Origin of the sequence: Bacillus sp. SG20033 (assembly GCF_044570195.1) — a bacterium.
Lineage (GTDB): Bacteria > Bacillota > Bacilli > Bacillales > Bacillaceae > Bacillus > Bacillus subtilis.
Genome location: NZ_CP172606.1, coordinates 701084 through 724618 on the forward strand (window position 1 = coordinate 701084; position 23535 = coordinate 724618).

Sequence of the window (23535 nt, forward strand, 5' to 3'; positions counted from 1 at the left end):
TGTGAATGTCCGAACGCACCTTTAACTGGAAAAACAAAGACATCAGGGCACAGGTTGATGTTGTAGACTCAAAGCTGCTTCCAACGCTCCTTTTACGGAATGCTCTCGTCTTAAATCCATATGTAAAACAATGGCTGAAAAAAAACATTTGGATTTATCAGGACCGCATTGTTTATGTGGGTCATGAACTTCCGAATAGAGCCGAAGAAATTCATACGATTGATTGTGAAGGAAAATACATTGTGCCAGGTTATATTGAACCGCACGCACATCCTTTTCAAATATATAATCCCCAAACACTGGCGGAATATGTGTCTCAATATGGAACAACGACATTCGTGAATGATAACTTATTTTTGCTTTTGCAAAGCGGAAAAAAGAAAGCGCTTACGATTTTGAATGAACTCAAAAAGCAGCCTGTCCAGTATTTTTGGTGGTCACGCTATGACCTCCAGACCGAGGTTCTGAACGAGGACCACGTCCTTCCATTTGACGTCAGAAAACAGTGGATTGAACATCCGGATGTGATTCAAGGCGGAGAAATGACCGGATGGCCTCGCCTGGTAGATGGTGATGATTTAATGCTCCACTGCATGCAAGCTACAAAGAAACAGAGAAAACGCATTGAAGGGCATTTTCCCGGCGCATCTGATAAAACGCTTACAAAAATGAAGCTGTTCGGTGCGGATTGTGATCATGAAGCGATGACAGGTGATGAAGTGATGAGAAGGCTGGAACTGGGCTATTATGTTTCCCTTCGGAACTCTTCCATTCGCCCTGATGTAAGAAAAATCTTGCAGGAGCTGCATGAGAAGGGCTTCCGCTATTATGACCACTTCTTTTTCACGACAGATGGCCCAACCCCGAATTTCTATAAAGGCGGCATGACAAACGAGCTGATTCGCATCGCGTTAGAAGAAGGCGTACCTGCAATCGACGCCTACAATATGGCATCATTTAATATCGCAAAGTATTACCAAATGGATGATTATTTAGGAGTTGTCGGACCGGGCAGACTGGCATCGCTGAACATATTGGAAGATCCGTTAAATCCGAATCCCGTGACTGTTCTGTCAAAAGGGACCATTCTGCGTGAAGACGGCTGTGATTTGAAGGCGTTTACAAAGACGGACTGGCACAAAGGCGGTCTTGTCCCGCTTGAGCTTTCATATGATATGACGATGGATGACTTGCAGTTTTCTATGCCGATGGGCGTGAAAATGCGGAATGCGGTTATTATGGAGCCGTATATGATTGAGATCGACAATTCGATGGAACAGCTCTCGTTTGACCATGATGAAAGTTATTTGACGATGCTCGACAGACACGGGAAATGGCGCGTCAATACGATGATAAAAGGGTTTGCCTCAAGCGTGCAGGGATTTGTAAGCTCCTTTACGACGACGGGCGACATTGTCGCGATTGGAAAAAATAAAGCGGATATGCTGCTCGCTTTTGCCCGCATGAAAGAAATCGGAGGAGGAATTGTTTTAGCGGAGAACGGAAACATTCTGCATGAAATCCCGCTTGCGCTGTGCGGCTGCGCCTCTTCGGAAGCGTATGAAGACGTGCTTGAGAAGGAACAAAAGCTGAAAGATCTTTTGACTGAAAGAGGCTATGAGTTTTGCGATCCTATCTATACGCTGCTCTTTTTGCAAAGTACGCACCTTCCGTATATACGCATTACGCCAAGAGGAATCTTCGACGTCATGAAAAAAACTGTACTCTTTCCATCGATAATGCGTTAAAATATAAAAGAGCAGGGAGCCGACATATGAAAAAATGGATGACAGTTTGCGCGCTGTGTTTCGTGTTTTTTCTGCTGGTATCCTGCCAGCAGAAGGATGCTGTCCCGGATACTGCAAAGAAGCTGAAAGCTCCTTTAACGGGGCTAAAGACTGAACAGAAGGTGACTGAACGCCGGCCTGTTGCTGTTGTGGTGAACAATCACCCGAAGGCGAGGCCGCAGTCGGGTCTGTCTAAAGCCGACATTGTCATAGAAGCGCTAGCCGAAGGGCAAATCACAAGATTTCTGGCCATTTTCCAAAGCCAGATGCCTGAAACTGTCGGACCTGTGCGGAGCGCGCGGGAATATTTCGTCACTCTCAGCAATGGCTTTGACAGCATATTTGTCCATCACGGCTGGAGTCCCGGCGCCAAAGAGCAGCTGGAATCCGGAGCTGCCGATTATATGAACGGATTAGATTTTGACGGAAGCTTATTTTGGAGAGCTGATTTCAGCAAACCGCCCCACAATTCCTATACGTCTTATGATTACATAAAAAAGGCGGCAGAACAAAAGGGTTATAAGCTGAAGCAGGAAACAAATCCGCTGCTGTTTCAAACATCAGATGCAAAACCTGCAAATGAATCTTACAATGTTCGGGTAGATTATGGAACAAATAACGTTACAAATCTTGTCGAATACAACTATGATAAAAAAGCTGAATCTTATACAAGAAGCTCTGATGGTGTCATAACGACAGACCGGGAAACCGGAAAGCCGGTTGCAATGCAAAATATTTTCATTGTTGAAGCCAGCCATCATATTATTGATCAAGATGGAAGGCGGGACATCGACTTGGAATCAGGGGGAAAAGGTCTGTTGTTTCAGCACGGAAACGTCATTGAAACAGACTGGAAACAAGTGAATGGCAGAATTGTGCCGGTAAAAGACGGCAAGTGGCTTCCGTTTGTGCCAGGAAAGACTTGGATCAATATCGTACCTGATCTTGATGCGGCTTCCATTAGTAAAGGAGAAGGTGTGTAACGATGCAAATCGATAAATTACGCGGCAAAGAGCTGGACCAGTTATTTAACTCGATCTTATCGCTGAAAGACCTGGAGGAATGTTACCGATTCTTCGATGATCTATGCACAATTAACGAAATTCAATCGCTGGCTCAGCGCCTTGAAGTGGCGCGCATGCTTCGCGAAGGAAACACGTATCATAAGATTGAAACAGAAACAGGCGCTTCCACGGCTACGATTTCCCGTGTGAAACGCTGCTTAAATTATGGAAATGACGCTTATGAAATGGCGCTTGACCGTGTGAAGGAGAATGAAACAGAGTCTTCTTCCAAATAAAAAACCGCCCTGCCGTCTGGCAAGGGGCGGTTTTTTTATGAAACAATTTTCTCAATCAGATTGTCAATGTTAACTGTGCTGCCATCCTCTTTCCGATAGACAACATGCTCCTTGGAAAAGTGAATCGGCGAATTAATCCCTGCTGCGGCTGCGAGGTTAAACAGCCCCTCGCGCAGGGAAATGACGTAGTTGCAGACACGGTGCTGTTTTTCCTCAACGCTCAATGCTTTTTGCAATTTCGGATCTGTCGTCGCCACACCTGCCGGACAGGTGTTGGTGTGGCAGACGAGAGCGCGGATGCAGCCAACGGAAAACATCATGCCGCGTGCGATGTTGACAAAGTCAGCGCCGAGGGCTAAGGCGACCGCGATTTTATCAGGAGTCAGGAGCTTTCCGGAAGCAAAGATTTTCAGCTGGCTGCGCAAGCCGTATTGTTTAAGAAGCGTGTCAACAATAGGCAGCGCTGTCATAATCGGAAGGCCGACTGTATCCGCGAGCTCGTAAAAGGAAGCTCCGGTACCGCCTTCACTTCCGTCGATCGTGATAAAATCCGGATGCTTTCCGCTTTTCTGCATATAAGAGAAAAGCTCATGCAATTCTTCAGGATGCCCTGCGACCAGTTTGATGCCGACTGGCTTTTGTCCGACATCTCTAAGTTTTTCAATAAAGTCGAGCATTTCAGGAGGGTTTGAGAATTCATAAAAGCGGTTCGGGCTGTCAATCGACTTTCCAGGTTCGACATTCCGAATATCTGCCACTTCCTCTGATACTTTGGCGCCGTCCACATGGCCGCCGCGGGTTTTCGCTCCTTGTGCCAGCTTTAGCTCAAACGCTTTAATCTGGTCAATCCTGCTTTTTCTTTTAAATTCCTCCCATGAAAATTCCCCGTTTCTTTTGCGCACGCCGAATAGGCCCGGTCCGATTTGGCAAATGATATCGGCGCCGCCCTTTAAGTGATATTCAGACAATCCTCCTTCACCTGTATTCATCCAGGTGCCGCCTGCCTGATGGAGCCCTTTTGAGAGCGCCGTAACAGCCCGTTCTCCAAGAGAACCGTAGCTCATGGCCGACTGGCCGACTAATCCTTTCACATAAAAAGGCTTCACGCATGTATGCTCACCGATTACCTGTACATCATCAGGATGGAGGAAATATGGATCTGCCTTGATGCGTGCGGCATGCTCCTTGCGTTTGAACAGATTGTCAGCATCCATTTTATAGATTTGGGTTTCAATTTTTGGCGTTTGATTGACGTGCATTTCTTCCCTTTGTTTTGGAAACATAGCGTTACGGATATAATAGCCAGGTTTATCAAAATCTCTTACAGATCCAAAGCCCATCATTCTGCTTTTGTATTTGCCGGAGATGACGGTTTGTTCATATTCCTTTCGTGAAAAAGGCTGCTCCTCATTGTCATTGCTGTATAAATACTGCCTCAGCTCCGGTCCGATTTTTTCAAGGATATACCGAAATCTTCCGATGACGGGATAGTTGCGAAGGATTGAGTGCTCCTGCTGTTTTTCATCCTTTATGTAGATCCATGCAAACAAGACGATCGGGATAGCAATGATCCCTATGATAAATGCGATGAGTGCTATTATGATGGTTTCCATCTCTCAGCCTCCCTTTTTATGTAACCATTTCCACAGTTGAACACTTTCCAAACAATAGCAGAAGGAATCTGGTGAAAAATGTGTGCTTCTGCCGATACAGGACTCACCATGCAGGTCTGCCTCCTGCTCTCTTTTTTTATGAAAAAAGAATCAAAACACCTTTTTCAGTGAATAACGAGATTAACGGCTTTTTCCGTTTTTCCGCGCTATGTGAATTTGTTATAATGTTTAAATGGTAACAAACGAATGGAGGAACGTATGACGTGTACGATGTAACGGAGTGGAAGCATGTCTTTAAACTCGATCCAAATAAAGATTTGCCTGACGAACAGCTGGAGATTCTTTGCGAATCAGGAACGGATGCGGTCATTATCGGAGGCAGTGATGGTGTGACAGAGGATAATGTCCTGCGGATGATGTCTAAGGTAAGACGGTTTTTGGTACCGTGTGTCCTTGAGGTATCAGCGATTGAAGCGATCGTTCCCGGCTTTGACTTATATTTTATTCCGAGTGTATTAAACAGCAAAAACGCGGATTGGATTGTCGGAATGCACCAGAAAGCCATGAAGGAATACGGAGAACTGATGTCTATGGAAGAAATCGTGGCGGAGGGCTACTGCATCGCAAATCCAGATTGCAAAGCCGCGGCACTGACAGAAGCGGACGCCGATCTGAATATGGATGATATTGTCGCCTATGCGCGTGTGTCGGAGCTGCTGCAACTGCCGATTTTTTATTTAGAATACAGCGGCGTGCTTGGAGACATAGAAGCTGTCAAGAAAACGAAGGCTGTATTGGAAACGTCAACCTTGTTTTACGGCGGCGGCATCAAGGATGCGGAAACGGCCAAGCAGTACGCAGAGCATGCGGACGTGATCGTTGTAGGCAATGCGGTGTATGAAGATTTTGACAGGGCTTTGAAAACAGTAGCGGCTGTGAAAGGCGAGTAGTAAATTGTACGGATTTGGTTTATGATAGAACATATGTTTTGTATAGGCGGGTGAACAAATTTTGAATTATATTAGCAATCAATTACTAAGCGGTTTAAACCCCGTTCAGCAGGAAGCTGTCAAAACAACGGACGGGCCTCTTTTGCTGATGGCGGGAGCGGGAAGCGGAAAGACGCGTGTCCTGACCCATAGAATTGCTTATTTAATGGCAGAAAAGCATGTGGCGCCGTGGAACATTCTGGCGATTACATTTACAAATAAAGCGGCACGCGAAATGAAAGAACGTGTGGAAAGCATCCTTGGACCCGGCGCGGACGATATCTGGATTTCCACATTCCACAGCATGTGCGTGCGGATCTTGCGCAGAGATATCGACCGGATTGGGATCAACCGAAATTTCTCCATCCTTGATACGGCTGACCAGCTTTCAGTGATCAAGGGGATTTTGAAGGAGCGCAATCTTGATCCGAAGAAGTTTGACCCGAGAAGCATCCTCGGTACGATCAGCAGTGCGAAAAACGAATTGACCGAACCGGAGGAATTCTCTAAAGTTGCTGGCGGCTACTACGATCAGGTGGTCAGCGATGTATATGCTGATTATCAGAAGAAGCTATTGAAAAACCAGTCGCTCGATTTTGACGATTTGATTATGACGACGATTAAACTGTTTGACCGAGTGCCTGAAGTGCTTGAATTTTATCAGCGCAAATTCCAGTACATCCATGTTGATGAGTATCAGGATACGAACAGGGCGCAATACATGCTCGTTAAGCAGCTTGCCGAGCGTTTCCAGAACCTTTGCGTTGTGGGGGATTCTGATCAGTCAATCTACAGATGGCGCGGCGCGGATATCACCAACATCCTTTCATTTGAAAAAGATTATCCGAATGCAAGCGTGATTTTGCTAGAACAAAACTATCGTTCAACGAAACGGATTTTGCGCGCGGCAAACGAGGTCATTAAAAACAACTCTAACCGCAAACCGAAAAATTTGTGGACGGAAAACGATGAAGGCATCAAAATTTCCTATTATCGCGGTGATAATGAATTCGGTGAAGGACAGTTTGTGGCCGGTAAAATTCATCAGCTTCACAGCTCAGGCAAGCGGAAGCTGTCTGATATCGCCATATTATACCGGACAAACGCGCAGTCCCGTGTGATTGAGGAAACGCTTCTCAAAGCGGGCTTGAACTATAACATTGTCGGCGGCACAAAGTTCTATGACAGAAAAGAAATTAAAGACATTCTTGCGTACCTGCGCCTCGTATCCAATCCGGATGACGATATCAGTTTCACGCGCATTGTCAATGTGCCGAAGCGCGGAGTCGGCGCGACATCACTTGAAAAAATCGCTTCGTATGCGGCCATAAACGGCTTGTCCTTTTTCCAAGCGATTCAGCAGGTTGATTTTATCGGCGTCAGTGCCAAAGCGGCAAACGCGCTTGACAGCTTTAGACAGATGATTGAAAACCTGACCAATATGCAGGATTACTTATCCATTACAGAGCTGACAGAAGAAATTCTTGATAAGACGGAATACAGAGAAATGCTGAAGGCTGAGAAATCGATCGAAGCCCAAAGCCGTTTAGAAAATATCGACGAGTTCCTGTCTGTTACGAAAAACTTTGAACAGAAAAGTGAAGACAAGACACTCGTTGCGTTCCTGACAGACTTGGCGTTAATCGCAGATATTGATCAGCTCGATCAGAAGGAGGAAGAGTCAGGCGGCAAGGATGCGATCACCCTGATGACGCTGCACGCCGCGAAAGGACTGGAGTTCCCGGTTGTTTTCTTGATGGGGCTTGAAGAAGGCGTCTTCCCGCACAGCCGTTCACTCATGGAGGAAGCGGAAATGGAAGAAGAACGCCGCCTTGCGTACGTTGGGATTACAAGGGCGGAACAGGAGCTTTATCTGACCAATGCTAAAATGCGCACCTTGTTTGGCCGGACAAATATGAACCCGGAATCTCGCTTCATTGCTGAAATACCGGATGATTTATTGGAAAACCTAAATGAGAAAAAAGAAACGAGAGCGACGTCTGCGAGAAAAATGCAGCCGAGACGCGGCCCTGTTTCACGCCCGGTATCCTACGCCAGCAAAACAGGCGGCGACACCTTGAACTGGGCAGTCGGAGATAAGGCGGGCCATAAAAAATGGGGAACAGGAACTGTCGTCAGCGTGAAAGGCGAAGGAGAAGGGACAGAGCTTGATATTGCCTTCCCGAGCCCTGTCGGCGTGAAACGCCTGTTAGCAGCATTTGCTCCTATTGAAAAGCAGTAATTGAAGAGGAAAGGAAGAAGCAGATGGACAAAGAAACAGCGAAGCAGCGGGCAGAAGAACTGCGCCGCACCATCAACAAGTATAGCTATGAATATTACACCTTAGATGAACCGAGCGTCCCAGATGCCGAATACGACAGATTGATGCAGGAGCTGATCGCGATCGAGGAGGAGCACCCAGACCTCAGAACGCCTGACTCTCCTACGCAGCGCGTCGGCGGAGCCGTGCTTGAAGCGTTTCAGAAAGTCACCCACGGCACACCGATGCTCAGTCTGGGCAACGCCTTTAATGCTGATGATCTTCGTGATTTCGACCGCCGTGTGCGCCAAGCCGTCGGCGACGATGTGGCGTATAATGTGGAGCTGAAAATAGACGGTCTTGCTGTTTCTCTCCGTTATGAAGACGGCTATTTTGTCAGAGGAGCCACAAGAGGTGACGGAACGACGGGAGAGGATATTACGGAGAATCTGAAGACGATTCGCAATATCCCCCTTAAAATGAACCGTGAGCTGTCAATCGAAGTGCGCGGAGAGGCATATATGCCGAAACGTTCGTTTGAAGCACTCAATGAGGAACGGATTAAAAATGAGGAAGAACCGTTCGCTAATCCGCGAAATGCCGCGGCGGGATCTCTCAGGCAGCTCGATCCGAAAATTGCAGCGAAACGAAACCTCGATATCTTCGTCTACAGTATAGCGGAGCTTGACGAGATGGGTGTAGAGACGCAAAGCCAAGGGCTTGATTTTCTCGACGAACTCGGATTTAAAACGAATCAGGAACGAAAAAAATGCGGCAGCATAGAAGAAGTCATAGTGCTGGTCGATGAGTTTCAGGCGAAGCGCGCTGACCTGCCGTATGAAATAGACGGCATTGTCATTAAAGTCGATTCTCTCGATCAACAGGAGGAACTCGGTTTTACGGCGAAAAGCCCGCGCTGGGCCATCGCGTATAAGTTTCCTGCTGAAGAGGTCGTGACGAAGCTTCTTGATATCGAATTAAATGTCGGCAGAACGGGTGTGATTACGCCGACCGCGATTCTTGAGCCGGTAAAAGTTGCCGGCACAACGGTCTCAAGAGCATCCCTTCATAACGAAGATTTAATTAAAGAGAAGGACATTCGGATTTTGGATAAGGTTGTCGTCAAAAAAGCGGGCGATATCATCCCGGAAGTTGTGAATGTCCTCGTTGAACAGCGCACAGGAGAAGAAAAGGAATTCAGCATGCCGACAGAATGTCCTGAATGCGGAAGTGAGCTGGTCCGGATCGAAGGAGAAGTGGCGCTTCGCTGCATTAACCCTGAATGTCCGGCGCAAATCCGGGAAGGGCTGATCCATTTCGTTTCCCGCAATGCCATGAACATTGACGGGCTCGGCGAACGAGTGATCACACAGCTGTTTGAGGAAAACCTTGTCCGCAATGTGGCAGATTTATATAAGCTGACGAAGGAACGAGTCATCCAGCTCGAGCGCATGGGTGAAAAGTCCACTGAAAACCTGATCAGCTCCATCCAAAAATCAAAAGAAAATTCGTTAGAGCGCCTGCTGTTTGGGCTTGGCATCCGTTTTATCGGATCAAAGGCCGCAAAGACGCTTGCCATGCATTTTGAAAGCTTGGAAAACCTGAAAAAAGCCTCTAAAGAGGAACTTCTCGCGGTAGATGAAATCGGTGAAAAAATGGCTGATGCTGTGATCACCTATTTTCATAAAGAAGAAATGCTTGAACTCTTGAATGAACTTCAGGAGCTGGGCGTAAACACGCTCTACAAAGGCCCGAAAAAAGTAAAAGCAGAGGACAGCGATTCTTACTTTGCCGGTAAAACAATTGTTCTGACAGGAAAGCTGGAAGAGCTGTCAAGAAACGAAGCCAAAGCGCAAATCGAAGCGCTGGGCGGAAAGCTGACTGGAAGCGTCAGCAAAAACACAGACTTAGTCATCGCCGGAGAAGCGGCGGGAAGCAAGCTGACAAAAGCACAAGAGCTGAACATTGAAGTGTGGAATGAAGAACAGTTAATGGGAGAGCTAAAGAAATAAGAGGAGTGTTTTCTATTGAAAAAGACGTTGGCATTGGCGGCAACGGCAGCAGTATTAATGCTGTCTGCCTGCTCGTCAGGTTTCGGGGGGGAGAAGGAGGAAGAGATTACGCAAAAGACGGCGAAATCGTCAGAAAAAGCGATTGTCCCGAAATATAATATCTCTGACTCCTATTACAAAATGGTGCTGCCGTTTAAGGCAGGCAAAGCGCGCGGCTTAACAACGGAACAGCTGAATACTAGGCTGGACATTGACGAGTTTGAAACAGGGCTGATGCGTCTTGCCCAAGATTCTTTCTCGACTGACGATTATCTGTTCCAAGAAGGACAATATTTAGATGAGGATACAGTATTAAGCTGGCTGGCACGGAAAAAAACGGGCTCTGATTTGAAAAAAGTCGAAAAAGAAGATAAAAACTTCAAAAATGAAGGCTTGAACCCGGCGCTCCCGAGCTCTGGTTCAACAGAAGAAAAGAACGAAAGCAGCCCGATTTATTTAGCATCCATGCTTGAGCACGATTATTTAGTCAGAAAAGACAAGAATTCTATCCAGCTTGGCGGCGTCATGATCGGACTGGCGTTAAACTCAGTGTATTACTATCGTGAAAAAACTGGCGACCCGCAAAAAGAAGTGGAGATTAAAGACAGCACGCTTCGCCAGCAGGGAGAAAAAATTGCACAGGAGGTTATTAACCGCCTCCGCAAAAAAGATAACTTGAAGAATGTGCCGATTACCGTCGCGCTCTACAAGCAGGCGTCAAAAACATCGATTGTGCCGGGGAACTTCATCGCCAAAACAGAGGTCAAAGCAGGCTCTACTGATATCTCAAATTGGGATGACATCAATGAAAAATATGTATTCTATCCGGCGGATACAACCACAGCAGAAAAGTACCCGGATGACACCGAGGTCTTTAAGCGGTTCAAAAACTCAATTGAAGAATATTTCCCAAACTATACAGGCGTTGTCGGTACAGCGCTGTATGAAAATGATGAAATGAAGAAAATGAAGATTGACATACCAATGCAATTCTATGGAAAAAGTGAAGTTGTCGCGTTTACCCAGTTCTTAACGGGTGAAGTGATGGACTACTACTCTAAGAGCTCAGTTGATGTCGAAGTCAATATCACGTCCTCAGACGGACAGGAAGCGGTCATTATCCGCAATGCCGGAGATAAAGAGCCGACTGTTCACATTTATGACTGACAGAAGACCCTTGTGCCATATTGGCACAAGGGTTTTTATGTTACAATTAACAGGAAAAGGGAAAATGTTTCCGCTTCTGCCGAAACACAAATCAAGGGGAGGTATGTTGATGCTGGAAATCGTGTGAAAACAATCATTATCAAATCTATAGCAATGAAAGGATGTTAGACGTGCATAAAGATATCAAAAAAATATTTCATGAAGAGCAGGTTTTGGCAGAAGCTGCAGCGAAATACGGTTTCTCAAAAGATCAGGTGCGTTTTCTGGCTGATGCGGAAAACTATGTATATGAATGTAAGAAAGACAATCAACCTTATATTTTAAAGATTACCCATACGATTCGGAGATCTTCTGATTATATAATGGGAGAGATGGAATGGCTCCGTCACCTTGCAATAGGAGGAATTTCAGTAGCCAAACCGCTCCCGTCGCTGAACGGAAAAGACGTAGAAGCAGTGCCGGACGGAAACGGCGGGTCATTTTTATTGAGAGTGTATGAGAAAGCGCCGGGGCAAAAAGTGGATGAATCGGACTGGAATGAAACGCTATTTTATGAGCTTGGCAGATACACAGGCAGCATGCACAGCCTGACAAAAAGCTACAAATTGAGCAATCCCGCTTTCAAAAGACAGGAATGGGATGAAGAGGAGCAATTAAAGCTGAGAAAATATGTGCCTGAAGATCAGATAAAGGTGTTTCAGCAAGCCGATTCTTTGATGAATGAACTGCGGAGGCTCCCGAAAAGCCAGGACAGCTACGGCTTGGTGCATGCGGATCTGCACCATGGCAATTTTAACTGGGATCATGGCAAAATCACGGCATTTGATTTTGATGATATCGGCTACAACTGGTTTGTTAACGATATTAGCATTCTTCTCTACAATGTCCTGTGGTATCCTGTTGTGCCATATGATGATAAAACTGCGTTTACAGAAGAATTTATGACGCATTTTATGAAAGGGTACTGGGAGGAAAATGAGCTGGACCCTGCATGGCTGATGATAATACCTGATTTCCTCCGCCTTCGCCATATGCTGATTTACGGATTGCTGCATCAGATGTTTGACCTTAACACAATAGGAGAAGAAGAAAAAGAAATGCTGGCCGGTTTCAAAAGAGATATAGAGAATGGCACGCCGATTACAGCATTTGATTTTTCAGCACTGGTGTAGATAGAAAAAGCCAATGGGATTCCAGTCCCATTGGCTTTTATAATGTATCACACTTCACGCCGACTACGCCTTCAATGGCTTTAATGTCATAGTAGACATCGGTCGTGTATCTGTTTTTATGGACGCGGACCTTCACTTCCATAATTGGAAAATCCTTTTCGCCTAGGTCGTCGATCCGAACGGAGTGTGCTTTGATATCTCTTCTTTTCATTTCTTTTAAAATCTCTGTCATTTTGTCTTTATCAGAAAGTGACATTCTGATGCGGATGTCTTTTTCCTGCAGGCGGTCGGGGCCGATTTTTCTGACCACCCATGGGAGAAATTCCACGCTGATCAGGATGAACAGAAGACTGGCAAACGCTTCTTTATAAAAACCGGCTCCCGTAGCAAGCCCGAGCCCCGCTGCCCCCCAGATCATGGCCGATGTCGTCAGGCCGGAAATGACATCATTGCTTTTTCGCAGGATGACACCGGCTCCGATAAACCCGACGCCGGAGATGATTTGTGCCGGCAGACGAAGCGGATCCATCATGATGCGGTAGTATTTAGGGAAATGATATGCCGCATTAATACTGACGATCGTCAGCATGCATGAGCTGACTGCGATGACAATACAGGTTTTTAATCCGAGCGGCTTATTTTTTAATTCGCGTTCAAGCCCGATGACCATGCCAATCAATGTGGCAATGCCCAATTTCAATAAAATATCAGGATCAATGTACCAGCTCAACAGCAACTTCCCCCTTCTCTATGGTGTTTTTAAATAAATATGATTTTCTCACAGTATTTATAGCAAAACAAGAGCACAAAAGCCACCAAGCTGCGCTTGATGGCTTATTGCTTACTTTTTGCGTTTTAACAGCTTTTCCATGACACCGAATAATCGGTAAGAGGCTTTTGCAGGACGTTTTGTAATCATGCTGACAATGATGCCGGCAATCATACTGAGAATAAACCCAGGGATGATTTCGTACACACCGGTTGATTTTGCCAGGCCGGTTGTAATCCAGATCAACACGGTCGCAGCCCCGACAATCATGGCAGCAAGCGCGCCCCATTCGTTCATTCGCTTCCAATACAGACTGAGCAGAATCGCAGGCCCGAAAGCTGAACCGAAGCCGGCCCAAGCGTATCCGACCAAATCAAGAATGGTGCTGTTCGGGTTCAATGACAAGAGTACCGCGATAACGGCAATGACTAAGACGGACAATCGCCCGATCATGACCAATTCTTTATCAGAAGCTTTTCGTCTGAAAAATGACCGGTATAAATCCTCTGTTACAGCACTTGCTGTGACCAAGAGCTGTGAGGAAATCGAACTCATGATGGCAGCCAAAATAGCTGACAATAAGAACCCTGTAATTAATGGGTGGAACAAGATTTTAGAGAAGATAATGAAAATCATCTCCGGATCTTTTACAGCAACTCCGAATTTATGGGCGTATGCAACACCGATTAAACCCGTCAGCACGGAACCTAGAACTGTAATGATCATCCAGCTCATACCGATTCGGCGTGCAGGTTTTAAATCTTTAATGTCTTTAATGGCCATAAATCGGACGATAATATGAGGCTGGCCGTAGTAGCCCAACCCCCAGGCTAAATAGGAAATAATGCTAATGACGCTCGCGCCTTTAAAAATATCCAATAAATGTGGATTAACAGCGTCGATTTCATGGAAAGTCGGAGCAACGCCGCCCACATAGGTAAAAGCAACGATCGGCACAAGCACTAGTGCTGCAAACATGATCGCACCCTGCACGAAGTCAGTCAGACTGACAGCAAGGAAACCGCCAAACAGTGTGTATAATACGACAACTGCGGTGGTCAGAAACAAGCCTAATTTGTAATCCGCACCAAAAGCAGATTCAAACAGCCGTCCGCCAGATACCATACCGGAAGAGGTATACAATGTGAAAAAGATCATGATGATCAATGCAGATACGATTTTCAGCAGTGATGAAGAATGCTGGAATCGTTTATCAAAGAAATCAGGAATCGTAATCGCATCATCCGCCGCTTCCGTATAAGCACGCAGCCTTGGAGCCAGCAGCAAGTAATTTGAGTACGCCCCGATTGTAAGACCTAAAGCAAGCCATAAGGTGGACAGCCCTGTCGCAAACATCGCGCCGGGAACACCCATCAGCATCCATCCGCTCATATCGGCCGCGCCGGCAGACAAAGCAGTAACGAATGGTCCGAGGCCTCTTCCTCCAAGCATGTAATCATTGATGTCAGTGGTTTTCTTGAATGCATACCAGCCGATTAACAGCATGGCAATAAAGTAAATTCCTAAAGATATAATAATTTCAATACTCACGTTTTACCCTCTCTTCATTTCTAATAATGTTGCATCACCTCTCAAATTGATGGTGCCAGTTAAGCAGCCTGGCGTAAGTGCAAAACAAAAGAAATTCTTTTGCGGGTGCACTTGGTAACTTAACCTAACAAAGTATTCCCAGCCATTCAAGCGATGAAACCTTGATCATGAGCGAGAAATACCGTTGCAAACCTAGAAGGGAATAAAGAATAAAACGCTTTCAAAAAATAATTAAAGTAAAAATATTCAGAAAAATATTTCGTTTCTCCTTCGCCTCATTTTAGTATAAAATATATAGGGTATTGTTTCGAAAACACAAGCCTGGCTTAAGGCGTTTTGTTGCTTTAAAGGGCTTGTTTTTGATATGATCAGTATTATATGACTTAACGGAGAAATATGTGGAGGTGGATCATATGTCACGAATTTCAATAGAAGAAGTAAAGCACGTTGCGCACCTTGCAAGACTTGCGATTACTGAAGAAGAAGCAAAAATGTTCACTGAACAGCTCGACAGTATCATTTCATTTGCCGAGGAGCTTAATGAGGTTAACACAGACAATGTGGAGCCTACAACTCACGTGCTGAAAATGAAAAATGTCATGAGAGAAGATGAAGCGGGTAAAGGTCTTCCGGTTGAGGATGTCATGAAAAATGCGCCTGACCATAAAGACGGCTATATTCGTGTGCCATCAATTCTGGACTAAAGGAGGGACACAAGAATGTCATTATTTGATCATAAAATCACAGAATTAAAACAGCTCATACATAAAAAAGAGATTAAGATTTCTGATCTGGTTGACGAATCTTATAAACGCATCCAAGCGGTTGATGATAAGGTACAAGCCTTTTTGGCATTAGATGAAGAAAGAGCGCGCGTATACGCGAAGGAGCTTGATGAGGCGGTTGACGGCCGCTCTGAGCACGGTCTTCTTTTCGGTATGCCGATCGGCGTAAAAGATAATATCGTAACAAAAGGGCTGCGCACAACATGCTCCAGCAAAATTCTCGAAAACTTTGATCCGATCTATGACGCTACTGTGGTTCAGCGCCTTCAAGACGCTGAAGCGGTCACAATCGGTAAACTGAACATGGACGAATTCGCCATGGGATCATCTACCGAAAACTCAGCTTACAAGCTGACGAAAAATCCTTGGAACCTGGATACAGTTCCCGGCGGTTCAAGCGGCGGATCTGCGGCTGCGGTTGCTGCGGGAGAAGTTCCGTTTTCTCTTGGATCTGACACAGGCGGCTCCATCCGTCAGCCGGCGTCTTTCTGCGGTGTTGTCGGATTAAAACCTACATACGGACGTGTATCTCGTTACGGCCTGGTCGCATTTGCGTCTTCATTAGATCAAATCGGGCCGATTACACGTACGGTTGAGGATAACGCGTTTTTACTTCAAGCGATTTCCGGCGTAGACAAAATGGACTCCACGAGTGCAAATGTGGACGTGCCTGATTTTCTTTCTTCATTAACCGGCGACATCAAAGGACTGAAAATCGCCGTTCCGAAAGAATACCTTGGTGAAGGTGTCGGCAAAGAAGCGAGAGAATCTGTCTTGGCAGCGCTGAAAGTTCTTGAAGGTCTCGGTGCTACATGGGAAGAAGTGTCTCTTCCGCACAGTAAATACGCGCTTGCGACATATTACCTGCTGTCATCTTCTGAAGCGTCAGCGAACCTTGCACGCTTTGACGGCATCCGCTACGGCTACCGTACAGACAACGCGGATAATCTGATCGACCTTTACAAGCAAACGCGCGCAGAAGGTTTCGGAAATGAAGTCAAACGCCGCATCATGCTCGGAACGTTTGCTTTAAGCTCAGGCTACTACGATGCGTACTACAAAAAAGCGCAAAAAGTGCGTACGTTGATTAAGAAGGATTTCGAGGACGTATTTGAAAAATATGATGTTATTGTTGGACCGACTACACCGACACCTGCGTTTAAAATCGGTGAAAACACGAAGGATCCGCTCACAATGTACGCAAACGATATCTTAACGATTCCGGTCAACCTTGCCGGCGTACCGGGAATCAGCGTGCCATGCGGATTAGCAGACGGTCTTCCGCTCGGCCTGCAAATCATCGGAAAACACTTTGATGAAAGCACTGTATACCGCGTTGCTCATGCATTTGAACAAGCGACAGACCATCATAAAGCAAAACCTGAACTGTAAGGGGTGAAAAGAATTGAACTTTGAAACGGTAATCGGACTTGAAGTCCACGTTGAGTTAAAAACAAAATCAAAAATTTTCTCAAGCTCTCCAACGCCATTCGGCGCGGAGGCGAACACGCAGACTAGCGTCATTGACCTCGGATATCCGGGCGTCCTGCCTGTTCTGAACAAAGAAGCCGTTGAATTCGCAATGAAAGCCGCTATGGCGCTCAACTGTGAGATCGCAACGGATACGAAGTTTGACCGCAAAAACTATTTCTATCCTGACAACCCGAAAGCGTATCAGATTTCTCAATTTGATAAGCCGATCGGCGAAAACGGCTGGATCGAAATTGAAGTCGGCGGCAAAACAAAACGCATCGGCATCACGCGCCTTCATCTTGAAGAGGATGCCGGAAAACTGACGCATACGGGCGACGGCTATTCCCTTGTTGACTTCAACCGCCAAGGAACGCCGCTTGTTGAGATCGTATCAGAGCCGGACATCCGCACGCCGGAAGAAGCGTACGCGTATCTTGAAAAGCTGAAATCCATCATCCAGTATACAGGCGTTTCTGACTGTAAAATGGAAGAAGGCTCACTTCGCTGTGACGCCAATATCTCTCTTCGTCCGATCGGCCAAGAGGAATTCGGCACAAAAACAGAATTGAAAAACTTGAACTCCTTTGCGTTTGTTCAAAAAGGCCTTGAGCATGAAGAAAAACGCCAGGAGCAGGTTCTTCTTTCCGGCGGCGTCATCCAGCAAGAAACTCGCCGTTATGATGAAGCAACGAAGAAAACCATTCTTATGCGTGTCAAAGAGGGATCTGACGACTACCGTTACTTCCCAGAGCCGGATCTAGTCGAGCTCTACATTGATGATGAATGGAAGGAACGCGTAAAAGCAAGCATTCCTGAGCTTCCGGATGAGCGCCGCAAGCGTTATATCGAAGAGCTTGGCTTGCCTGCATATGACGCGATGGTTCTGACGCTGACAAAAGAAATGGCTGATTTCTTCGAAGAAACCGTTCAAAAAGGCGCTGAAGCTAAACAAGCGTCTAACTGGCTGATGGGGGAAGTGTCAGCTTACCTAAACGCTGAGCAAAAAGAGCTTGCCGACGTTGCCCTGACACCTGAAGGCCTTGCCGGCATGATCAAATTGATTGAAAAAGGAACCATTTCTTCTAAGATCGCGAAGAAAGTGTTTAAAGAATTGATTGAAAAAGGCGGCGACGCTGAGAAGATTGTGAAAGAGAAAGGCCTTGTTCAGATTTCTGACGAAGGCGTGCTTCTGAAGCTTGTCACTGAGGCGCTTGACAACAATCCTCAATCAATCGAAGACTTTAAAAACGGTAAAGACCGTGCGATCGGCTTCCTGGTCGGACAGATTATGAAAGCGTCCAAAGGACAAGCCAACCCGCCGATGGTCAACAAAATTCTGCTTGAAGAAATTAAAAAACGCTAATAAAAAAGCAGCCCTTAGAGGCTGCTTTTTTTATGGTCAAATTGAGATAAAGACAGAGATGAGGGCCCGAAGCCTTTCAACTTCTTTGTCGTTGGTTCCGGTCAAATTGGACAGCATGCCTTTAATAATCGGCTTGCGCGGTTTATCCTGAGTCAATTCTTCCTCGATAACATCAAGTGACACGGTGATATCTTCGGGCAACGTGCTGTTTTCTTTCACTTTCTGAATGTCCTCAAGCAGCTGGTCTTTTCCCGCAGGCATCGGGTTGAAAATGTCTTTTGATACAATCGGATTGAGTGCAGAACGGCTCAGCCCCTGTACAAGATCATCCAGTCTCTCAATAATAAAGGCTGAGATTTCTTCTGCATCGATATTAAGCTCACCGTTAAATACCATCACGTTCATATAGGAATGCACAATGCCTCTTGCCATGATGGACAGATCTGCGACATACCGCTCGATTCCTTCGCCATAGGATACCAGCAAGGCGTTCCGGTACAGCTTATCCGTCTCCATGGTTACTTTGTAAAAGTATTGCTTGATTTCTTGATTTTCCGGAATGATATTTTCGGTAAGCAAAAGAACGATAAAATCTTTATGATCGCGAAAATCCTCAAATTGAGCGCCAATTTGCTTTTTTAACACTTCCTTAGGCGGCTTTCCGGCGAGATCTTCTTCTATATTTTTCATTTTGTTCATAGACATACCGATATAATATTCACAGGCAGATAACAGCAGCGCTTCTTTCGATTTGAAGTGCAAATAAAAAGCGCCCTTCGAAATGCCGCATTCACTGGCGATTTCTTGGATCGTCGTAGCTGCGAATCCTTTTTTCGCAAATAAACGAATGCTGGCTTTTATAATTCTCTCTTTTTTTTCATTCATGACGTGCTTCCCCTTAATCCTTGAAAAATTTAGTAAAATTTTCTGGTATATGAGTTGACGTTGTTGCGTTATAACGTTTAGTATTATATAGAATGACCAGTCAGTCAATAAAAAATGTAATGGAGGATATGATGAATCACGTTATTAATTTCGTTCTGAAAAACAAATTCGCCGTATGGCTGATGACGATTATTGTAACGGCAGCCGGCTTGTATGCGGGTATGAATATGAAGCAAGAGTCTATTCCTGACGTGAACATGCCTTACTTGACGATCAGCACGACATATCCGGGTGCGACACCAAGCCAAGTGGCTGATGAAGTGACCAAACCGGTTGAACAAGCCGTGCAGAACTTGGACGGTGTCAGTGTTGTGACTTCGACGTCCTATGAAAACGCATCGTCGGTCATGATTGAATATGATTATGAGAAAGATATGGACAAAGCGAAAACAGAAGCAGCTGAAGCGTTAGAAAACGTCAACCTGCCTGATGACGCGAAGGATCCGGAGATTTCACGCTACAGCTTGAACTCATTCCCGATTCTGACGTTAAGTGTGTCCAGTGATAAAGATAACCTGCAAGAGCTGACGAAACAAGTGGAGGACAGCCTCGTTTCTAAGCTTGAAGGCATAGAAGGCGTTGCGTCCGTCCAAGTATCGGGCCAGCAGGTGGAAGAGGTTGAATTCTCTTTCAAAGAAGACAAACTGAAGGAATACGGCCTTGATGAAGATACTGTGAAGAAAGTGATTCAAGGTTCAGATGTGACAACTCCGCTTGGATTGTACACATTCGGAAATGAAGAAAAATCTGTCGTCGTCAGCGGCGATATTGAAACAATTAAAGATTTGAAGAATATGAGAATCCCGACGGCATCTGCTTCAAGTGCAGGCAGCAGCGCAGCATCTCAAGCGGGTGCGCAGAGTGCTCAAGCAGCCCAAAGCGCACAAGCGGCAGCACAGGCGCAGCAAAGCGCAAGCACAGCAGTGCCGACAGTCAAGCTTTCTGACATTGCCACAATTAAAGATGTGAAAAAAGCTGAATCTGTTTCACGCACAAATGGCAAAGACAGCATCGGCATCAATATCGTCAAAGCAAACGATGCGAATACGGTAGAGGTTGCCGACAATGTCAAAGCTGAGCTGAAGAAGTTCAAAGAAGACCATAAAGGCTTCAATTACAGCGCAACTCTCGACATGGCGGAGCCGATCACACAGTCAGTTGACACGATGTTAAGCAAAGCCATCTTCGGTGCTATTTTTGCGATTGTGATTATTCTCTTATTCTTAAGAGATATCAAATCAACATTAATTTCTGTTGTTTCAATTCCATTATCATTGCTGATCGCACTCCTTGTGCTGCAGCAGCTTGATATCACATTGAATATTATGACGCTCGGCGCAATGACCGTTGCCATCGGACGTGTAGTCGATGACTCCATCGTTGTCATCGAGAACATTTACCGCCGCATGAGACTCAAAGATGAGCCGCTCCGCGGAAAAGCATTGGTTCGTGAAGCGACGAAGGAAATGTTTAAACCGATCATGTCATCGACGATCGTGACAATCGCGGTATTCCTGCCGCTCGCACTTGTTGGCGGACAAATCGGTGAATTGTTTATTCCATTTGCCTTAACGATTGTTTTTGCGCTTGCCGCATCCCTGGTGATTTCAATCACGCTTGTGCCGATGCTCGCACACAGCCTGTTCAAAAAATCATTAACGGGCGCGCCGATTAAAGCGAAAGAACACAAACCTGGCAGACTTGCAAACATCTATAAAAAAGTATTGAACTGGGCGCTGAGCCACAAATGGATCACGTCTATCATCGCTGTTCTGATGCTCCTTGGAAGCTTGTTCCTCGTACCGTTAATCGGTGCCAGCTATCTGCCGTCCGAGGAAGAAAAAACAATGCAGCTCACATACAGCCCACAACCGGGTGAAACGAAAAAAGAAGCCGAAAATGAAGCTGAAAAAGCAGAAAAAATCCTGCTTGACCGCAAGCATGTCGATACGGTTCAGTATTCATTAGGCTCTGGCAGCCCGCTTGCCGGAGGAGATTCTAACGGTGCGTTATTCTATATCAAATATGAAAGCGACACACCTGACTTTGATAAAGAAAAAGATAACGTTCTGAAGGAGATCCAAAAGCAATCTGACCGCGGAGAATGGAAGTCACAGGACTTCAGCTCTTCAGGCAATAACAACGAATTAACATACTATGTGTATGGCGATTCTGAAAACGATATTAAAGACACGGTCAAAGACATTGAAAAAATCATGAAAGATGAAAAGGATCTGAAAAACGTAAATTCAGGCCTTTCCAGCACATATGATGAGTACACATTTGTCGCTGACCAAGAAAAACTAAGCAAACTCGGTTTAACCGCGTCTCAAATTTCTCAGGCCTTAATGTCACAAACATCGCAAGAACCGCTCACCACCGTGAAAAAAGACGGCAAAGAGCTTGATGTGAACATTAAGACAGAAAAAGACGAGTATAAGAGTGTGAAAGATTTAGAGAATAAAAAGATCACTTCCGCGACTGGCCAGGAAGTCAAAATCGGCGATGTGGCAAAAGTGAAGGAAGGATCGACATCAGATACCGTGTCAAAACGTGACGGAAAAGTCTATGCGGATGTCACAGGTGAGGTTACATCTGACAACGTCACAGCCGTATCAGCTGCTATCCAGAAGAAAATCGATAAGCTTGACCATCCTGATAACGTATCGATTGACACAGGCGGCGTATCAGCGGATATCGCTGATTCCTTCACGAAGCTCGGTTTAGCGATGCTGGCAGCAATAGCGATCGTTTACCTTGTGCTCGTGATTACCTTCGGCGGAGCACTAGCGCCATTTGCGATTCTGTTCTCATTGCCGTTCACAGTCATCGGTGCCCTGGTCGGACTTTACGTATCAGGTGAAACGATCAGTCTGAACGCAATGATCGGTATGCTCATGCTGATCGGTATCGTTGTCACGAATGCCATTGTCTTAATTGACCGCGTGATTCATAAGGAAGCGGAAGGCCTGTCTACGAGGGAAGCGCTCCTGGAAGCCGGCTCTACACGACTCCGTCCGATCCTGATGACAGCCATTGCGACAATCGGCGCCTTGATTCCATTAGCCCTCGGCTTCGAAGGCGGAAGCCAGGTCATTTCAAAAGGACTTGGCGTCACGGTTATTGGCGGTTTAATCAGTTCAACGCTTCTGACACTCTTGATCGTGCCAATCGTATACGAAGTATTGGCGAAGTTCCGCAAGAAAAAACCGGGAACGGAAGAAGAGTAAAAAAACAAAAAGCCTCAGCTCTGCTGAGGCTTTTTGTTCGTTTTCACCTGTAAGATTATGTACATTTTGTTGCGATTTTTTTAACTCATAGTATAATTAAAGGTTGTTAGTGTAAAAATGGATCGGATACTCTTAAGTAGGATGATGAGATAATGAAACGTGCACGCATAATATACAATCCGACTTCAGGACGGGAGATCTTTAAAAAGCATCTTGCCCAGGTCCTGCAAAAATTTGAACAAGCCGGCTATGAAACCTCCACCCATGCGACGACATGCGCAGGAGACGCTACACACGCTGCCAAGGAAGCGGCATTGCGTGAGTTTGACCTGATCATTGCGGCAGGCGGAGACGGAACGATCAACGAGGTCGTCAACGGGCTTGCGCCTTTAGACAACCGTCCGACACTCGGTGTGATTCCTGTCGGCACAACGAACGACTTCGCCAGAGCGCTCGGAATCCCACGCGAGGATATTTTAAAAGCGGCAGATACGGTCATTAACGGCGTTGCCCGCCCGATTGATATCGGACAGGTCAACGGCCAGTATTTTATCAATATCGCCGGCGGAGGCCGTCTGACGGAGCTGACGTACGACGTGCCAAGCAAACTGAAAACAATGCTCGGCCAGCTTGCTTATTATTTAAAAGGAATGGAAATGCTGCCTTCACTTCGTCCGACAGAAGTCGAGATTGAATATGACGGCAAGCTGTTTCAAGGTGAAATCATGCTGTTTTTGGTCACGCTGACAAACTCCGTCGGCGGGTTCGAAAAGCTCGCGCCGGATTCCAGCCTGAATGACGGCATGTTTGATTTGATGATACTAAAGAAAGCAAACCTTGCTGAATTTATCAGGGTCGCCACGATGGCGCTTCGCGGTGAACACATCAACGACCAGCACATTATTTATACAAAAGCGAACCGCGTGAAAGTCAATGTATCAGAAAAGATGCAGCTGAACCTGGACGGCGAGTACGGCGGCATGCTGCCGGGCGAATTCGTGAATCTGTATCGGCACATTCACGTCGTCATGCCGAAGGAGAAAGCGGAACAGCTGGATGACTAAAACTTGGCTTTGTAAG

16 protein-coding genes and 1 pseudogene are annotated in these 23535 nt (G+C 46.0%); 13 read left to right on the forward strand and 4 right to left on the reverse strand.

From position 1 onward, the window contains the following. Nucleotides 1–5: 5 nt before the first annotated feature. Genes ACFVP7_RS03655 through ACFVP7_RS03665 form a run of 3 tightly spaced genes read left to right on the forward strand, consistent with a single transcriptional unit; the run spans nt 6 to nt 3087 of the window. A complete protein-coding gene (locus ACFVP7_RS03655) occupies nt 6–1748 on the forward strand; it encodes an adenine deaminase C-terminal domain-containing protein (RefSeq protein WP_396582980.1) in 1743 nt (580 codons plus the stop codon). 26 nt (nt 1749–1774) lie between these two features. Then, the gene (locus tag ACFVP7_RS03660; RefSeq protein ID WP_015715446.1) at nt 1775–2770 is read left to right on the forward strand and encodes a DUF3048 domain-containing protein; all 996 of its coding nucleotides are present in this window, start codon (nt 1775–1777) and stop codon (nt 2768–2770) included. A 2-nt stretch (nt 2771–2772) separates the two neighbouring features. After that, nucleotides 2773–3087, forward strand: coding sequence for a YerC/YecD family TrpR-related protein (locus ACFVP7_RS03665; RefSeq protein WP_014479070.1), 315 nt, complete (start codon nt 2773–2775; stop codon nt 3085–3087). Between the two features lie 35 nt (nt 3088–3122). Here the strand turns inward: ACFVP7_RS03665 and ACFVP7_RS03670 are convergent, their stop codons facing one another. Further along, a complete protein-coding gene (locus tag ACFVP7_RS03670; protein ID WP_396582981.1) occupies nt 3123–4700 on the reverse strand; it encodes an FMN-binding glutamate synthase family protein in 1578 nt (525 codons plus the stop codon). Nucleotides 4701–4963: 263 nt separating this feature from the next. Here ACFVP7_RS03670 and ACFVP7_RS03675 point away from each other — a divergent pair, with 263 nt between their 5' ends. From ACFVP7_RS03675 to ACFVP7_RS03695, 5 genes are all read left to right on the forward strand, one after another. Continuing rightward, nucleotides 4964–5650: a heptaprenylglyceryl phosphate synthase gene (locus ACFVP7_RS03675; protein ID WP_003233922.1), complete on the forward strand. Its 687-nt coding sequence runs from the start codon at nt 4964–4966 to the stop codon at nt 5648–5650. Nucleotides 5651–5711: 61 nt separating this feature from the next. Beyond that, the gene (pcrA, locus tag ACFVP7_RS03680) at nt 5712–7931 is read left to right on the forward strand and encodes a DNA helicase PcrA (RefSeq protein WP_015383008.1); all 2220 of its coding nucleotides are present in this window, start codon (nt 5712–5714) and stop codon (nt 7929–7931) included. 23 nt (nt 7932–7954) lie between these two features. Further along, nucleotides 7955–9961 (forward strand): NAD-dependent DNA ligase LigA, encoded by a 2007-nt coding sequence (ligA, locus tag ACFVP7_RS03685; RefSeq protein ID WP_130573192.1) that lies wholly within the window; start codon nt 7955–7957, stop codon nt 9959–9961. Nucleotides 9962–9976: 15 nt separating this feature from the next. Further along, nucleotides 9977–11167 carry a CamS family sex pheromone protein gene (locus ACFVP7_RS03690; RefSeq protein WP_396582982.1) on the forward strand — a complete coding sequence of 397 codons (1191 nt, stop codon included), beginning with the start codon at nt 9977–9979 and terminating at the stop codon, nt 11165–11167. 161 nt (nt 11168–11328) lie between these two features. After that, nucleotides 11329–12339, forward strand: coding sequence for a phosphotransferase enzyme family protein (locus tag ACFVP7_RS03695; RefSeq protein ID WP_396582983.1), 1011 nt, complete (start codon nt 11329–11331; stop codon nt 12337–12339). Between the two features lie 37 nt (nt 12340–12376). On the opposite strand, the gene ACFVP7_RS03700 is transcribed toward ACFVP7_RS03695, so the two are convergent. Beyond that, on the reverse strand, nt 12377–13075 hold the full coding sequence (locus ACFVP7_RS03700) for an MgtC/SapB family protein (protein ID WP_010886431.1): 699 nt from the start codon (nt 13073–13075) through the stop codon (nt 12377–12379). A gap of 105 nt (nt 13076–13180) precedes the next feature. After that, nucleotides 13181–14659, reverse strand: coding sequence for a proline transporter OpuE (gene opuE / locus ACFVP7_RS03705; protein WP_396582984.1), 1479 nt, complete (start codon nt 14657–14659; stop codon nt 13181–13183). A 413-nt stretch (nt 14660–15072) separates the two neighbouring features. On the opposite strand from opuE, the gene gatC reads away from it, so the two are divergent. Genes gatC through gatB form a run of 3 tightly spaced genes read left to right on the forward strand, consistent with a single transcriptional unit; the run spans nt 15073 to nt 18280 of the window. After that, nucleotides 15073–15363 carry an Asp-tRNA(Asn)/Glu-tRNA(Gln) amidotransferase subunit GatC gene (gene gatC / locus ACFVP7_RS03710; RefSeq protein WP_003219442.1) on the forward strand — a complete coding sequence of 97 codons (291 nt, stop codon included), beginning with the start codon at nt 15073–15075 and terminating at the stop codon, nt 15361–15363. 15 nt (nt 15364–15378) lie between these two features. After that, a complete protein-coding gene (gatA, locus tag ACFVP7_RS03715) occupies nt 15379–16836 on the forward strand; it encodes an Asp-tRNA(Asn)/Glu-tRNA(Gln) amidotransferase subunit GatA (RefSeq protein ID WP_396582985.1) in 1458 nt (485 codons plus the stop codon). A gap of 13 nt (nt 16837–16849) precedes the next feature. Then, complete coding sequence (gene gatB, locus ACFVP7_RS03720) at nt 16850–18280, forward strand: Asp-tRNA(Asn)/Glu-tRNA(Gln) amidotransferase subunit GatB (RefSeq protein ID WP_003219444.1); 1431 nt, start codon at nt 16850–16852, stop codon at nt 18278–18280. Nucleotides 18281–18294: 14 nt separating this feature from the next. On the opposite strand, the pseudogene ACFVP7_RS03725 reads toward gatB, so the two are convergent. Further along, nucleotides 18295–19165, reverse strand: a pseudogene (locus ACFVP7_RS03725) (TetR/AcrR family transcriptional regulator). A 131-nt stretch (nt 19166–19296) separates the two neighbouring features. Between ACFVP7_RS03725 and srfP the strand changes: the two are divergent. Both srfP and ACFVP7_RS03735 read left to right on the forward strand, forming a co-directional pair. Further along, nucleotides 19297–22455, forward strand: coding sequence for a surfactin resistance protein SrfP (gene srfP / locus ACFVP7_RS03730; RefSeq protein WP_396583252.1), 3159 nt, complete (start codon nt 19297–19299; stop codon nt 22453–22455). A 152-nt stretch (nt 22456–22607) separates the two neighbouring features. Next, entirely contained in the window at nt 22608–23519 is a 912-nt protein-coding gene (locus ACFVP7_RS03735) for a diacylglycerol kinase (protein WP_003233894.1), read from the forward strand. Nucleotides 23520–23535: the final 16 nt, after the last annotated feature.